The organism is Actinospica durhamensis (assembly GCF_018139695.1).
GTDB lineage: Bacteria > Actinomycetota > Actinomycetes > Streptomycetales > Catenulisporaceae > Actinospica > Actinospica durhamensis.
In genome coordinates, this window is sequence record NZ_JAGSOG010000239.1 from 1 (window position 1) to 13724 (window position 13724).

11 protein-coding genes and 1 pseudogene are annotated in these 13724 nt (G+C 71.9%); 5 read left to right on the plus strand and 7 right to left on the minus strand.

All coding sequences use genetic code 11. The annotated features are described in order from the left end of the window. The 4 genes from KDL01_RS31750 to KDL01_RS45570 all read right to left on the minus strand — a co-directional run. Positions 1-808, minus strand: an 808-nt coding sequence (locus tag KDL01_RS31750) for an ArnT family glycosyltransferase (protein ID WP_212532357.1), incomplete at its 3' end; no start/stop codon positions are given. Between the two features lie 55 nt (positions 809-863). Continuing rightward, complete coding sequence (locus tag KDL01_RS31755; protein WP_212532358.1) at positions 864-1376, minus strand: hypothetical protein; 513 nt, start codon at positions 1374-1376, stop codon at positions 864-866. A 58-nt stretch (positions 1377-1434) separates the two neighbouring features. After that, entirely contained in the window at positions 1435-2445 is a 1011-nt protein-coding gene (locus tag KDL01_RS31760; RefSeq protein WP_212532359.1) for an adenylosuccinate synthetase, read from the minus strand. A 78-nt stretch (positions 2446-2523) separates the two neighbouring features. Further along, complete coding sequence (locus KDL01_RS45570; protein WP_212532360.1) at positions 2524-3390, minus strand: TrmB family transcriptional regulator; 867 nt, start codon at positions 3388-3390, stop codon at positions 2524-2526. Between the two features lie 110 nt (positions 3391-3500). Between KDL01_RS45570 and KDL01_RS31770 the strand changes: the two genes are divergently transcribed. From KDL01_RS31770 to KDL01_RS31780, 3 genes are all read left to right on the plus strand, one after another. Continuing rightward, the gene (locus KDL01_RS31770) at positions 3501-4106 is read left to right on the plus strand and encodes an SMI1/KNR4 family protein (protein ID WP_212532361.1); all 606 of its coding nucleotides are present in this window, start codon (positions 3501-3503) and stop codon (positions 4104-4106) included. Between the two features lie 100 nt (positions 4107-4206). Beyond that, positions 4207-4392, plus strand: coding sequence for a hypothetical protein (locus KDL01_RS31775; protein WP_212532362.1), 186 nt, complete (start codon positions 4207-4209; stop codon positions 4390-4392). Between the two features lie 66 nt (positions 4393-4458). Further along, positions 4459-7881 (plus strand): DUF4132 domain-containing protein, encoded by a 3423-nt coding sequence (locus KDL01_RS31780; RefSeq protein ID WP_212532363.1) that lies wholly within the window; start codon positions 4459-4461, stop codon positions 7879-7881. 38 nt (positions 7882-7919) lie between these two features. Here KDL01_RS31780 and KDL01_RS31785 read toward each other — a convergent pair whose 3' ends face one another. Both KDL01_RS31785 and KDL01_RS46145 read right to left on the minus strand, forming a co-directional pair. Beyond that, positions 7920-8885 carry a D-2-hydroxyacid dehydrogenase family protein gene (locus tag KDL01_RS31785; RefSeq protein WP_212532364.1) on the minus strand — a complete coding sequence of 322 codons (966 nt, stop codon included), beginning with the start codon at positions 8883-8885 and terminating at the stop codon, positions 7920-7922. A 223-nt stretch (positions 8886-9108) separates the two neighbouring features. After that, positions 9109-10739: pseudogene (locus tag KDL01_RS46145) on the minus strand (APC family permease); the annotation flags it as partial. A 360-nt stretch (positions 10740-11099) separates the two neighbouring features. On the opposite strand from KDL01_RS46145, the gene KDL01_RS31800 reads away from it, so the two are divergent. Continuing rightward, positions 11100-11837: a DUF7873 family protein gene (locus tag KDL01_RS31800; protein ID WP_212532367.1), complete on the plus strand. Its 738-nt coding sequence runs from the start codon at positions 11100-11102 to the stop codon at positions 11835-11837. Between the two features lie 514 nt (positions 11838-12351). On the opposite strand, the gene KDL01_RS31805 is transcribed toward KDL01_RS31800, so the two are convergent. After that, positions 12352-13101, minus strand: coding sequence for a GNAT family N-acetyltransferase (locus tag KDL01_RS31805; RefSeq protein ID WP_212532368.1), 750 nt, complete (start codon positions 13099-13101; stop codon positions 12352-12354). Positions 13102-13261: 160 nt separating this feature from the next. On the opposite strand from KDL01_RS31805, the gene KDL01_RS31810 reads away from it, so the two are divergent. Further along, positions 13262-13724: LysR family transcriptional regulator (locus KDL01_RS31810; RefSeq protein ID WP_212532369.1), on the plus strand; the 463-nt coding region annotated here is incomplete at its 3' end.

A 13724-nucleotide genomic window follows, 5' to 3' on the forward strand; every position in this document is an offset into this window, starting at 1 on the left:
GCGCCACCCGCCGCCGCCCCTGCGTGGCGGTCAGCACCATGACCAGCGCGAGGATCGGCAGCACGAGCCAGGCCTCGGTCATCTTCGCCTGGAAGCCCGCGGCCACCCAGGCCCCGGCCGCGTACCAGGACCGCCGGCGGCCGGTGGTCACGGCGCGCAGCGCGGCGTCCGCGGCCAGCACGATGCACAGCAGGTACAGCGGCTCGGCCAGGTCCCCGCGGGTCGAGGCGAGCGTGATCGGGCTCGCGGCCAGCAGCGCGGCGGCGGTGAGCGCGGCGGCGGTACCGGCCGTGCGGCGCACCGCGCGGTAGAGCACCAGGACCGTGAGCGTGCTCTCCACCACCTGCGGCAGCACGATGGCCCAGACGCTGTAGCCGAAACAGCGAACGGACAGGGCCTGGATCCAGAACGCCCCGGGCAGCTTGTCCAGGGTGATCGTGGCGTGCGGATCGAAGGCGTCGTAGAAGAACGCGTGCCAGCTCTCTGACATGCTGCGCACGCCCGCGGCGTAGTAGGTCTCGAGCCCCGAGGTGTTCAGCGACCACGCGTAACCGGTCGCGGCGCCCGCCGCGATGAGCACGAGCAGCACCCGCGGCAGGGTCACCGCCGCCCACAGCCGGCTGCGCAGTCCGGGCCGCCAGACGGCCTCGGCCTGCTGTGCCGGAGTGGTGTCCGGCGTGATCTCCGGCGCCGTCTCCGATCCCGCCGGGCCCGGCTGCGCGAGCGCGGCGGCAGGGATTTCGGGCAGTTCGGTCTCGCTCATCTCGGCCGGGTCCGGCGTCCCGTCGCCGAACCCTCCCCCCTTCATATGCGGGACAGTATGACAGAGCCGTCCGACACGTTCCGCCCGGGTATCCGGGTTCTTACCTCGACCCGCGTTCCGCCCGCCACGCCGCCCAGCGCCGCCGGCGCCGTCGCACCCCCACGACGACGCCGCCGACGAACCCCGCGGCCGAGATCAGCGCGTAGAACTGCCAGGGGCGCGGCTGCGGATAGCTCAGCGCGAGCGAGGCCAGGAGCAGGTCGACCAGCAGCATCGCGAGGAACCCGTTGCCCGCGTGCCGGGCGAGGAAGCGCAGCCAGCGCGGCGCGCCCGGCGCGGTGGCCTTGGCCGCGATCGCGACGGGGAGGAAGAGCACGACGAAGAACCCCTGGAACGCCGCGCCCAGGACGAGCGGGACGACCAGGGCGAACCGCCAGGCGCCGAGCGAGCCGCGGGTGTAGACCTCCAGTGCCCACGCCCCGGCGCCCAGCGCCACCGTGAGCGCAAGCGCCCCCCACACGCCGGTGGCCGAGTCCGGCGCGATCTCCACCTGGAACATCTGCCGCATCTCGTCGTCCGGATCGGCCGGCGGACCGGCCGCATGAGTCCCCATACCCCCAGCGTACGCCGGGATTCGGCGGCAGGGGCGCCCCGCGGCCGGCCGCGCCAGTTCAGAGATCGATCATGTCGCTCAGGCCGGGTCCGGTGTCCAGCATCGTCACCGGGGCGCCGGTGGCCGCCTCCACCTCGCCGATCAGGGAACGGATTCGCGGGGTGACCGCGTCCGCGCCGCGGGCGCCGCGCATCGCCGGGTCGTAGTGGTCGCAGAAGGACAGCGCGATCTGGGTGGCGCCGTTGAGCATCGCCGCGTAGTTGAGCAGATCGAAGTCGGGCCGCTCGGCCTTGCGGCGCTGGCGGCCGGTGTTCACGCCGTACTCGGCGATGCCGCGGGCGATCGCCTCGGCGGCGGACAGCTCGAACGGCAGCGGCCCCTCGCCCACCCGGCTCGGCATGGCCTTGACCACCATCACCACGTCCGTCACCAGCCGCCAGTTCAGGCCCACGTCGCTCATCGCGGCCACGGCGGTGCAGTTGGCCGAGGTGGTGAACGGGTAGTCGGGGCTCAGCGCGAGCGAGAGCATCGTGCCCTGCGATCCGGCCACCAGGAGCGTCTCGTCGGGCCGGGCGGCCACCCGGTTCGCCTCGCGGGCCACGTCCAGCACGTACGGCGCGAGCTCGGGCAGGTCGCGCACCTGGCGGGCGCGGCGCAGCACGAAGTCGGCGCGGGCGGTGCCGCTGCCGGAGCAGGTCGAGCCGACCGTGGTGGCCAGGTGCGCGTCCGCCCGCTCCGCCTCGATGTGCGCGGGCTCGATCACGGCGCAGCGTCCGTCCACGAAGGCCCGGCCCTCGAGCCCGAAGCGCTCGATCTCGGCGCGCAGGATCTCCGGATCGACCATGGTGCCGGATCCCACGGCCACCCGGGTGTTCGGGTTCGTCCATCCGATCGGCAGCTGCCTGGCCTTGATCTGGGTGCCGTCGTCCAGGACCACGGTGGTGCCGGCGTTGGTGCCGGCGCCCGCCCGGACGTTGAGGGTGACGTTGCGCCGGCGCGCGAGGTGCGCGCAGGTCTTGCCCTTGCCTGAGTCGCCCCACAGGGCGTCCACGACGACGATCGCGCTCATGGCACGTGTCCTTTCGGTGTTCGGGATCACTCGGTCCGGCGGCGGGTCGGCCGCCCGGTCACGGTCGGATCAGCCGGGTCAGTCGGTTCGGCCGTCCGGTGCGTCGGCCAGCAGGTGGGCGACGGCGTCCCCGCCGGCGCCGAATCCGACGATGGAGATCAACTGCTCGGCCTGGTCCGGCGGCAGCAGCCGGGTGCGCAGGTTGACCAGGTGCGGGCCGAACGCGGCCTCGAGCTCGGGGCGCAGGCGTTCGAAGATGGCCGCCATGTAGGTCTCGTCCCGGATCAGCTTCTCCACCACCCGCACCAGCGCCGGGTTGCGGGTGAACACGGCGCCGACCGGCTCGTCCAGCGAGGCCACGAGGGCGGCGGAGTGGTCCACCGCCAGGGTCAGCAGGTGCCCGCCGACGGCCAGGTTCGACGGCTCGTGCCGGTAGACCTCGCCGAAGTCCAGCTCCGCGTCGCCGAATACGTTGACCACCACCTGCCGGCCCGACTGCGCCGCCGCGCGCAGCGGCGCCGCCAGCCAGTCCAGGTCGGCGGCGTGCAGGCACACCGCCACCCGCCGCTCGGCCTCCCCGACCAGGGAGGCGCTGCGGTCGATCACCGCCTCGCGGTCGCGCAGGGTGAAGGCGGCGCGGTCCTGGGCGGGGGAGAGGGCGGCGAGGTCGGCGATGAGGCTGTCCGCGCGGTCCGCGGTCTGCCGCTTGATCCGGCCGAACACGTCCGCCGGGGCGCTGGCCACGAACCGGGCCGGGGTCTCGTCCGAGACCCGGGCCACCACCCCGCGGTCGGTGAGTGAGGCAAGGACCTGATACACGTTCGCGCGTTGCAGCCCGGCGCCCTTGGCCAGTTCGTAGCCGGTGGCGCAGGGCTGCTGCAGCAGGGCGAGGTAGACGCGGGCTTCCTGGGTGGTGAACCCGAGCGCGCAGAGTCGATCGATCACATGGAGATACGGTAGCGCGGCGTAGTAGCGGACGCAACTACTACGCGCCGCGCGTCCTCGCCCGGCGAATTCGGTGGTGCCCGCGGGCCCGCGGCCGCCATCATCGGGGTATGGAAGAGCACGAACATCTTCGGCGCCGGCTGGCCCGGATCACCGAGCGCCTGGCCCGCCTGCGCGAACTCGACACCGCGCAGCCGCAGGCCCCGAACCTCCTCGGCCCGGACCCGCGCCGGCACGCCCGGCACGCCATGTTCGGCGCCGACCTGCACGCCTACCGCAACCGGCCGCTGGCCGAGGACCGGCTGGCCGCGCTCGAGGAGAAGGCGGGCTGCCCGCTGCCGGAGGATTTCCGCGCCTTCCTCGCCGAGATCGGGGTGGGTCCCGGGCCGTACTACGGCATCGACGCGGACTGGCTCGAGCGCACCGCCCGCGAGACCTGCGCCCGCCCCTTCCCGGACGGCGAGCGCGGCCCGATCTACCTGGACGAGGCCGGTGACGAAGAGGTCGAAGACGGCTACCTGGTCACCACCGACATCGGCTGCGGCGACATCATCGGCCTGGTCACCGCCGGCCCGGCCCGCGGCCGCGTGGTGTTCCTGCTCTACAACAAGGACGAGTGGAGCCTGGGCCCGCCGTTCCTGGACTACTACGAGCAGTGGATCGAACGCGGCATCGAGCGCCTCGGCGCCGACCCCCGGCCGAGCATGATCGTCTGACCGTCGGTCTCGGCAGGCGGTCTTCTCCGTCGACGGACAGGGCTTCGACCAGTACGAGGAGTACCGCCTGCTGCGCATCACGGCAGCCGAAGCCGCCGCCGTGCGCGTCGACACCGAGGAGGCACGCGACCGCTGGCACTGGTGGTCGATCGCGGAACTGGCCACCACCCACGACACCGTCCGGCCCAAGAAGCTGGCCATGCTGCTCGCGGACGTCCTCGTCGCCGATCCGCAGGGTCCGCCGGTCGATCTCGGACACTTCGACGAGGACGCGGATCCGGAGTAGCGGCGTTTTCTGTCGGACCCTCCACCTAGAGTATCGCCTGGTTGACAGGTGTCGCATAGGAGGGTCATGAGCATGCTCGACGAAGACGAGTTCGTCTTCCCCGACGGATGGCGCAGAGCTCTGCATCCGCGGCGCGGCGGGGCGCCCGGGCCGAAGGTCACCCTTGACCGCAAGGCCCCCGCCGCGACGGCCGCGCTGGTCGCCGAGGTGCGTGAGCGGTGGCTGGATCGGGTGCTGATGAGCCCGGACAAGGGTCCTGCCATCCTCGAGCGCATCGTGCTGGCGCTCAAGGGCGAGCCGGACGCCGTGGGCGCAGCCGCGCTCGCGCTCGCCGCGACCGAGGTGCACGGCTACAAGCAGCTGCCCTCGTTCGTCGACGCCTGGGTCCTGCGTTTCGGCCATGCGTTCGCGGCGGTCGCGGCCGTGCAGCTCGGGCACGTCACGGTGCCGAGCGGCGTGCTGATGCAGCCGAATCGGTACGGTGGTCACCACGGCTCGGCCACGGTGGCGGAGATGCTGCGCAGGTTGCGCTGTGTCCTCGCGGCCTGTCCGGACGAGGCCTATGCCGAGGCGGTCGCGGCCCTCGGGCAGATACGTGAGGACTGCGACCAGTGCCGGGTCGCGATCGCGTACGCGGTTCCGACCGAGCTCGCGTGGGTGGCGCAGGCCTGTGGCGACTACGCCGCGCAGGGCAGGTCCGCGGATGCTCGGCGGCTCGACCTGCTGCACCGCGCCATGAGCACGGCCGAGCAGGTCGCACTGCTCGGCGAGGCCAGGTTCCTCGAGCCGCAGTACACGCCGCAGATGGACCTGTGGGTGACGGTCGTGGACGGCCTCGGACCGGCGGCCGGGCCCTTGTTCGGCAAGGTCTTCCGCGGCTACGGGCCAATGAAGACGAAGCGCGCGGCCGCCGAGTTCCTCGCGCAGATCCCCGGCGACGCGGCGTTCCGGCTGCTGATGGACCACGTCGAAGACGGTCTGGCCGGCCCGTCCGTGCGCGAGGCCTCGGCGCGGTTCCCGCGGCGCGCGCTGCGGCTGCTGGCCGAGGCGGCGGCAGGGCAGGGTGAGCACGCGCAGCAGGCCGCGTTCGCCGCCGATCTGTTGCAGCACCACGTCCGCGCGCACGGTGAGCTGGCGCGGGCCGAGGCGCCGAACCTCCCGGAGGACATCAGGGTGCTGCTCGAAGGTGCCCTGCGCCAGAGTGCGGCGAAGCCCGAGGCGCCGCTCGAGTCCTTGCCCGCACTGCTCGTCTCGCCGCCCTGGACCCGCCCGGTCGAGCAGCGGCCGCAGCCTGTCCCGAAGGTCGTGACCGGCCTCGAGCCCCCGGCGTCGACCCGGGTGGAGTGGACCGAGGGGGAGACCGAGCAGGTCGGGCGGATGAAGCGATCGCCCGTCCCGAGCTTCGACTACGCCAGGGCGGCGGCCCAACTCGCCGACGCCATCGCTTACGGCGACCACAACATCGGCGCCTACGGGGCGACGGAGCTGTTCCTGTCCGGGCCGGTGGAGGAGCACAGGGCACTGCTGCGCCAATGGCGTCCCGAATTCGAGGACTCGGCCAAGCAGTGGCTCTGGCCCATCCTCGAACGCTTCGATGTCGACGCCGTCCCCGCGCTCCTCCACGCCGCCCGACACGGCGGGCCGGTCAAGGCCGAGGGGTCGCTGCTCCCCGTCCTCGACCTCGACGTGGCGCGTCTCGTGGCCGACTGGCTGCTGCGGCTCAAGACCGGCCGAACGCCCGCGCACGCCTGGCTGGATCGGCACGGTGCGGACGCCGCCCTGCTGCTCATACCCGACGCCGTCGGCACGCCTGGCAAGCCCCGCACCGCCGCCGAAGGCGCGCTGCGGTACCTGGCCGCAGGCGCGGTGCCCGACCTGGTCGAGCTCGCCGCGTCCCGGTATGGCGAGGAGGCGGCCGACGCGGTGCGCGTGGTGCTCGGGGACGGGCCGGCCGCGCCGCTCCCGCCGGTCACGGCGCCGGCACTGCCGAAGTGGCTGGACCCGGCGGCCCTGCCGCCGATCGCGCTGCGCGGGGGAGAACAGGTGCTGCCGGAGAGCGCGCACCGCCACCTCCTCGCCGCCCTCGCGCTTGCGATGTCGGCTTCGAGTTCGACCTCGGCATCAGCGTCCTCAAGGTCGGCATCGGCTGTATCGCAGGAGCCGTACCCCGGGTTCGCCGACGCGCTCGCCGCCGCCCTGGCCGCGCTGGACCGCACCGAACTGGCCGAATCCGCCTGGCAGGCCTTCCTCGCCTGGCGGTCCATGGGCCACCCGGCCCAACAGGCCTGGGTGCTCGGCGCGCTCGGCCTCGTCGGCGACGACACGACCGTCGCCCGGCTGGTCCCGGTGATCAATGCCTGGCCGGGCGAATCAGGGCACCACCGTGCGGTGGCGGGCCTCGAGGTCCTGGCCGCCCTCGGCACCGACTACGCGGTCTCGCGCCTGAACGAGATCGCGCAGCGGGCGCAGTTCAAGGCCCTGAAGGAGCAGGCGCGCACGAAGATCGCACAGATCGCCGCGCAGCGTGGGCTCACCGGCGAGCAGCTCGCCGACCGGCTCGTGCCCGACCTCGGCCTGGACGCGGACGGCGGCCTCTGGCTGGACTACGGCCCGCGCCGGTTCCGGGTCGGTTTCGACGAGAACCTCAAACCCTTCGTCACCGACGCGGCCGGGGCTCGCCGCAAGGATCTCCCGGCGCCCAACGCCAAGGACGACGCGGAGCTCGCCGCGGCCGCGCGGGCGCAGTTCTCCGCGCTCAAGAAGGAGGCCAGGGCAGTGGCGGCGGACCAGATCCGCCGGTTCGAGTACGCCCTGGCCGATCAGCGCTCGTGGACGGCCGCGGAGTTCACCGGCCTGCTGCTCGGCCATCCGCTGCTGCGCCACCTGGTGGGCCGGCTGCTGTGGGTGGCCGAGGTCGACGGGACCCGCACCGGCTTCCGCGCCGCTGAGGACCTCAGCCTGGCCGACGTCGAGGACGCGCCGTTCGCCCTGCCCTCGACCGCGACCGTGCGCCTGGCCCATCCGCTGCTGTGGCCGCAGGGACTGACCGCGTGGAGCGAGATCTTCGCGGACTACGAGATCCTCCAGCCCTTCGACCAGTTCGGCCGCGAGGTGCACGCGCTCACCGACGAGGAGAAAGCCGGCTACCGGCTCGTCCGGTTCGAGGGCCGCACGGTGCCCATCGGCCGGATCCTCGGTCTGACCAAACAGGGCTGGCGGCGCTCGCCCGCCATGGACAACGGCATCGAGAACTGCGTCACCCGGAGCATCGACGAGAACCGCTACCTGGTGATCGACCTCGACGACGGGATCCCGGTGGGTATGGTCGGCGAGGAGTGGGCCGCCGAGCAGACCCTCGACGCGGTCTACCTCTCCACCCGCGCGGAGGCCCACCACGCGGGGTACCAGGACAGCGGCCTGCGCTTCGCCGACCTCGACCCGCTCACCGCCTCAGAACTGCTCAGAGTACTGACCATGCTGGTGGAGTGACCGGGCCGATCGAGCGGGCCGCACCCGGCGCGGCCCGCTCAACCCGCAGACAGCACCCTGATCGGGGCTCCGTCCAGGAAGGCCGCGATGTCCGCCACGACCTCGGAGTAGAAACCGCGGTAGTTGCGCTCGCTGACGTAGCCGAGGTGCGGGGTGGCCAGCACGTTCGGCAGCGTGCGCAGCGGGTCGCCGGCGGGCAGCGGCTCGGTTTCGAACACGTCGAGCCCGGCCCCGGCGATCCAGCCCTCGGTCAGGGCCCGCAGCAGCGCGGCCTGGTCCACGATCGGGGCGCGGGAGGTGTTGACCAGGTAGGCGTCCGGGCGCATCGCGCGCAGCTGCTCCTCGCCGACCAGGCCGCGGGTGCGGTCCGAGAGCACCAGATGGATCGAGACGAATTCGCTCGCGGCGAACAGTTCCTCCTTGCTCGCGGCGAGCCGTGTCCCGGCCTCGGCGGCACGCGCCTCGGTCAGGTTCTGGCTCCAGGCCAGCACATCCATGCCGAAGGCCGCGCCGAGCCGGGCGACCTGCCCGCCGATCCGGCCGAGGCCGAGCAGGCCGAGCGTGCTGCCGCTCAGGTCCCGCCCGAGCGTGGACTGCCACGGCCCGCCCTCGCGCAGCGACCGGTTCTCCACCGTCAGCTGCCGGGCGAGTCCCAGGATCAGAGCGAACGTCAGCTCCCCGGTCGAGGTGGAACTCCCGGCCGTGCCGCAGACCGTCACCCCGGCCGCGTTCGCGGCGGCGACGTCGATCGAGGCGTTGCGCATCCCCGTCGTCACCAGCAGCCGCAGCCGCGGCAGCCGCGCCAGCAACGGCGCGTCGAACGCGGTCCGCTCCCGCATCGCCACCACGATCTCGCAGTCCGCCAGCGCCTCGACGAGCTCGTCCCGGTCGGCGATGTGCTCGTGCAGCACCCGCACCGCCGCCCGGCTCTCGATTCCGCTCCAGTCCGCGGAATGCAGCGCGGCGTCCTGATAGTCGTCGAGCACGACGCAGTTCAAGGTCATTGGCTACGTATATCACCGGACGCAGTGGCCCGACGTCGGCAGACGCCGGGCCACACCGGGTACCTGCCCGGTCGCGCTACGGTTCGGTCGGCGGCGGATCCGCTGTTGTCGTGTCCGGCGGCGTCTCCGTGATCACGGTCTCGGCCGAAGCCGCGGCCGAGGTCGCGGCCAGCACGCCCGCGCTCTCCGTCGCGGTCTCCGCGGCCAAGCCGATCTGCGCGTCCACGTCGCCGATGTATCCCAGCGCCTCCTGGTCCGGCAGCCGCACGGCCAGCGCCCAGAAGTAGATCAGCAGGCTGAACACGGCCACGATGCCCAGGTCGTACCACTGCGGGATCCGGTCGGTGGCGTAGCACTGCGTCGTGGAGGCCGGGCCGCTGTTGCAGTACCGGCCCTGCCAGGACACCACGCCCATGCCGATCAGGTAGACCGGCAGCCACTGCGCGGCCTTCCAGTCCAGCCGCGGCAGGTGCGGGTTGAGCTTGAACAGGAAGTTCGCCCCGATCAGCAGGTAGCCGATGACGATCGCGTAGCCCAGCTTCTGCAGCGTGTCCCAGCCGGACCAGTAGATGATCAGGCCGGCCACCACGAAGGCGAGCGGCGAGATGAACTGGCCGCCGCCGAGACGGAACGGCCGGTACCGGTCGCGGTCCTGTCGGCGCAGCGCGGCGAAGGCCAGCGGCGCCCCGGCGTACATCAGCACACTGGCCGAGGTGACGAAGCTGACCAGGGACTTCCAGGTCGGGAACGGCAGGAACGCGATACAGCCGATGACGAAGGCCACCAGCAGCCCGAACCAGGGCACCCGCCGCTTGTCCGTCTTCTCGAACAGCGTCGGCACGTAGCCGTTGCGGGAGAGCCCGTAGGAGACCCGGGAGGACGCGGTGGTGTAGATCAGGCCCGTGCCGGAGGGCGAGATGATCGCGTCGATGTAGAGGATCGCGCCGAGCCAGCTCAGCCCGATCAGCGTGGCCAGGCCCGCGAACGGTCCGGCGTCGCCCTTGAACGACAGGTTGGCCCAGCCGTGCGCGAACGAGGACGAGGGCAGCGCCGCGATGAACACCACCTGCAGCAGGATGTAGACCGCGGCGCCGATCAGGATGGAGCCGATCACCGCGCGCGGGATGTCCTTCTGCGGGTTGCGGGCCTCGCCGGCCAGCTGGTCGGCCTGCTCGAAGCCGAGCAGCGCGAACATCACACCGCTGGTGGAGACCGCGGAGAGCACGCCCTCGGCCCCGGTCGGGGCGAAGCCGCCCGCGCCGAAGTTGGAGGTGTGGAAGTGCGAGACCGCGAGCACGATGATCACGAAGACCGGGACCGCGAGCTTCCACCAGGTCGCGGCCGAGTTGGTGTGCGCGAGCCAGCGCACGCCGAGGAAGTTGATCACCGTGAACAGCGCCATCAGCGCGATCGCGACGAGCAGCCCCTGCCAGGTCAGCTGCCGTTGCTCTTCTCCAGCCAGGTCAGGTGCACCGAGGCGTACTTGATCGTGGCGTAGACCTCGATCGGCGCGACCGCCACGGCCTGCAGGTAGGAGAACCAACCGAAGGACGCCCCGGCCACCGAGCCGTACGCGTAGTGCGGGAACCGGCCGGTGCCCCCGGCCACCGGATAGGTGCCGCCGAGTTCGGCGTGCACGAGGGCGAGGATGATGATCGCGACCGCGCCGATGCCCCAGGACAGGATCGCCGCGGTGCCCGCGGCCTGGGCGGCGTAGAGCGCGCCGAAGAGCCAGCCGGAACCGATGATCGAGCCCATCGAGGACCAGGTGAGTCCGATGAACCCGATTTCACGCTTGAGGGCGATGCCGCCGGGCGCGCCGCGCGCGAAACCGGCATCAGAGTGCGATGACATTACCGTGGATCACCTCACAAGATCGGCCAAAGCGGTATACCCGGGCCAGTGGGTGCAAAGTAGGGCGTTCGCGGCGTCTCGGCCAGGTCCCTGACGCGGACGCGCGACCAGTGGTCCCGGCGGCACGCCGAACGGTCCCCGCGGGGGGTGGCGTGCGCGGGGCGGGAGCATGGCGGAAAGGTGGCGCGAGCAGGTCGCGAGCACGGCGCGAGCGGGTCGCACGGTGCGGCCGGGCGGGCGGATCCGGCGCGATGATAACGCTTTGACCCTGCCGCCGCCGGTGGCCTACCGTGGGCCCCCGACGTGAACCACAGCTCGAATATAAGAGGTCCGGCTCAGGCCGGGGAGGGGGGCGGGCGCGTGGCGGCCACCAAGCTCAACCAGATCATCGCCGTGGAGAAGGGCGTCAAGAGCAAGTCGTTCTCCGAACTCACCGAGGCGCACCACCAGCTGCTCAAGCCCGCCCTGCTCTCCGGCATCGCGCGCACCTACCAGCCCAAGGACGACGAGGGCGAGCAGCTGCCGCCCGAGTCCACCCGGGTCCAGGTCAAGGCCGAGGACGTGCTGCAGCGCACCGCCGCCTCGCTCACCCGCCTGTTCGACGTGACCGCGACCAAGGACTGGGCCAACTGCGTGGCCAAGGCGGACGTGGCCGTGGACGGCCGGGTGCTGGTCAAGGACGCGCCGGTGACCTACCTGCTCTTCCTGGAGAAGCAGCTGACCGACCTGCACACCTTCGTCAAGAAGCTGCCGGTCCTCGACGCCGCCGAGTCCTGGGCGCTCGACGCGTCCTCGGACAGCTGGAAGACCGACGCGGTGCAGACCTACCGGACCAAGCGGGTGCCGCGCAACCACGTCAAGGCCGAGGCCACCGAGAAGCACCCGGCGCAGGTCGAGGTCTACTACGAGGACGTGACCATCGGCTACTGGACCACGGTGAAGTTCTCCGGCGCCCTGCCCGCCAAGCGCGTCAACGAGCTGCTCGAGCGGGTGGAGAAGCTGCAGCAGGCGGTGAAGTTCGCCCGCGAGGAGGCCAACGGCACCGAGACCACCGACCAGCGTGTCGGCGAGGCGGTGTTCGGCTACCTGTTCGGCTGACACCCCGTCGGCGCCGACTCGTCTGCCCGACCCGTCGGCGCCCTACAGACTCCTTCCCGGCTGAGCCCCGGGAAGGCGGCGCGCAAGCGCAGACTGAAACTCAGAGAGAAGACTGACGAAGCCGCGTCACGGTGCAGGTTCGAATCCTGCCCCCGGCACCACAGGCCGGGGTGGCCCAAGGGCAGAGGCAGCCGCGGCCCTCAACAGCAGACTATCGCTCGAGACTCGGTCATCGCCGCTCAGTCCCGAATCGAACGGACGTGGACGGACACGTGTGATGCCGGTTCGAATCCGGCCCGCCGCTCTCCCTGCGGCGGTAGGCCTAATGGAAAGGCCGCGCGCCTGATCAGAATGATCCACGCCCTTAAACGTGTCGGGGCACACGATCGAGCGGCACCCGGCGACCGCAGCCGCGCAACGCGCGTGGCGCGGCCCTAAGGGAACCAGGATCCCGGTGGATGGACACTCCACCGGGATCCGCCCCTTTTCCGGCCCGCCGCCGGACGATTCCGGGTCAGGCCTTGAGCCGGTAGTGATAGCTGTGCGAGAGGCCGAATCCGACGCCGGCGTAGAGTCGGCGCGCGGCGTCGTTCTCGTCCATCACCTGCAGATACATCTCCTCGGTGCCGCGGGCCGCGGCCCAGCGGGCGCCGACGTGCAGGATCCCGGTCGCGATTGCCCGCCGCCGGTGTGCGGGGTGCGTGGCCATGCAGAACACCCCGGCGCAACCGGGAGCGGCCACGACGAGTCCCATGCCGACGACCTCGTCGCCGTGTTCGACGCTGAGGTAGGCCGCGGGGCCCGGGATCCTCGTCAGCACCAGGTCCGCCGTCTCCCGGCCGTTCTCGTGGTTGTCGAGGGCGACGAAGGCGTCCAGCCACGCGCGGGTCGGGTGCTGCGCGACGGTCACGCCGAGGGGCGTCGCGGGAGCGGACTCCTTGATCACGGTGCCGACCGGTGCGACCCATACCTGAGTCGCCGCACCCCTCTGATACCCGCGCTCGGCGAGCAGCGCGTCCAGCTCCGCGTGTTCTTCGGCGGGCGAGACCTGGATGCAGACCGGCATCCCCCGCGCCGCATAGAACTCCTCGACCCCCGGCAGGCCTGACAGGACCGTTCGTCCCCGTGTCTGTGGCAAGGCCGAGTTCGACCGGCGGCGCGGCACGCCGGGTGTGTGGCGCAGCAGCCATCCCTCCTTCTCCACGGCCTCGGTGGCCGGCCACGCCTGCGTCGCGTACTGCTCGATCTGCCACGTGTCGGTCAAGGTGCTCTCCTGTGCGTCTGCGGGCATGGACAGCCGGATCGGCGCGAGCCGGACCCGGGTCCCGTCGGCTGGTGCACGCCGAAGGGGCACTGGCAGGATGGCGCGGAAGGATCACTAAGGTCCACCACGAATTTCTTCACAGACCTCTAAGGAGCGCTTGATGTTGGATCCGGTGCGGCTCCTGCTGCTCCGGGAGCTCGCGGACCTCGGGACCATGACGGCGGTCGCCGCCGCCTGCGGCTACACCTCCTCCGCCGTCTCCCAGCAGCTCGCGGTGCTCGAACGCGAGGCGGGGGTGCGGCTGCTTGAGCGGGTCGGCCGCCGAGTCCGGCTCACTCACGAAGGACAGCGCCTGGTGGCGCACGCCCGCATCGTGCTCAGCGCGCTGGAGAGCGCGGAGCGCGATCTGCGTGCCGCCGACACCCCGCGCGGGCCGACCGCCCTCGCGTGCTTCTCCACCTTCGCCGCGGTCTACGTGATCCCCGCCCTGGTCGCCGCCCGCGAACAGTACCCTGACCTCCACATCTCGCTGCAGGAACTCGAGCCGCCCGAGGCCCTCGCCGCCCTGCGTGCGCGCAGCTGCGAAGTAGCCGTCTGCTACAGCTACAACCTCACCCCCGCCC

What these genes read in the sequence shown, in the direction of transcription:
- KDL01_RS31755 (WP_212532358.1), bottom strand. Translation starts at nt 1,376, where the DNA reads ATGGGGACTCATGCGGCCGGTCCGCCGGCCGATCCGGACGACGAGATG.
- KDL01_RS31760 (WP_212532359.1), bottom strand. Translation starts at nt 2,445, where the DNA reads ATGAGCGCGATCGTCGTCGTGGACGCCCTGTGGGGCGACTCAGGCAAG.
- KDL01_RS31770 (WP_212532361.1), top strand. Translation starts at nt 3,501, where the DNA reads ATGGAAGAGCACGAACATCTTCGGCGCCGGCTGGCCCGGATCACCGAG.
- KDL01_RS31780 (WP_212532363.1), top strand. Translation starts at nt 4,459, where the DNA reads ATGAGCATGCTCGACGAAGACGAGTTCGTCTTCCCCGACGGATGGCGC.
- KDL01_RS31785 (WP_212532364.1), bottom strand. Translation starts at nt 8,885, where the DNA reads ATGACCTTGAACTGCGTCGTGCTCGACGACTATCAGGACGCCGCGCTG.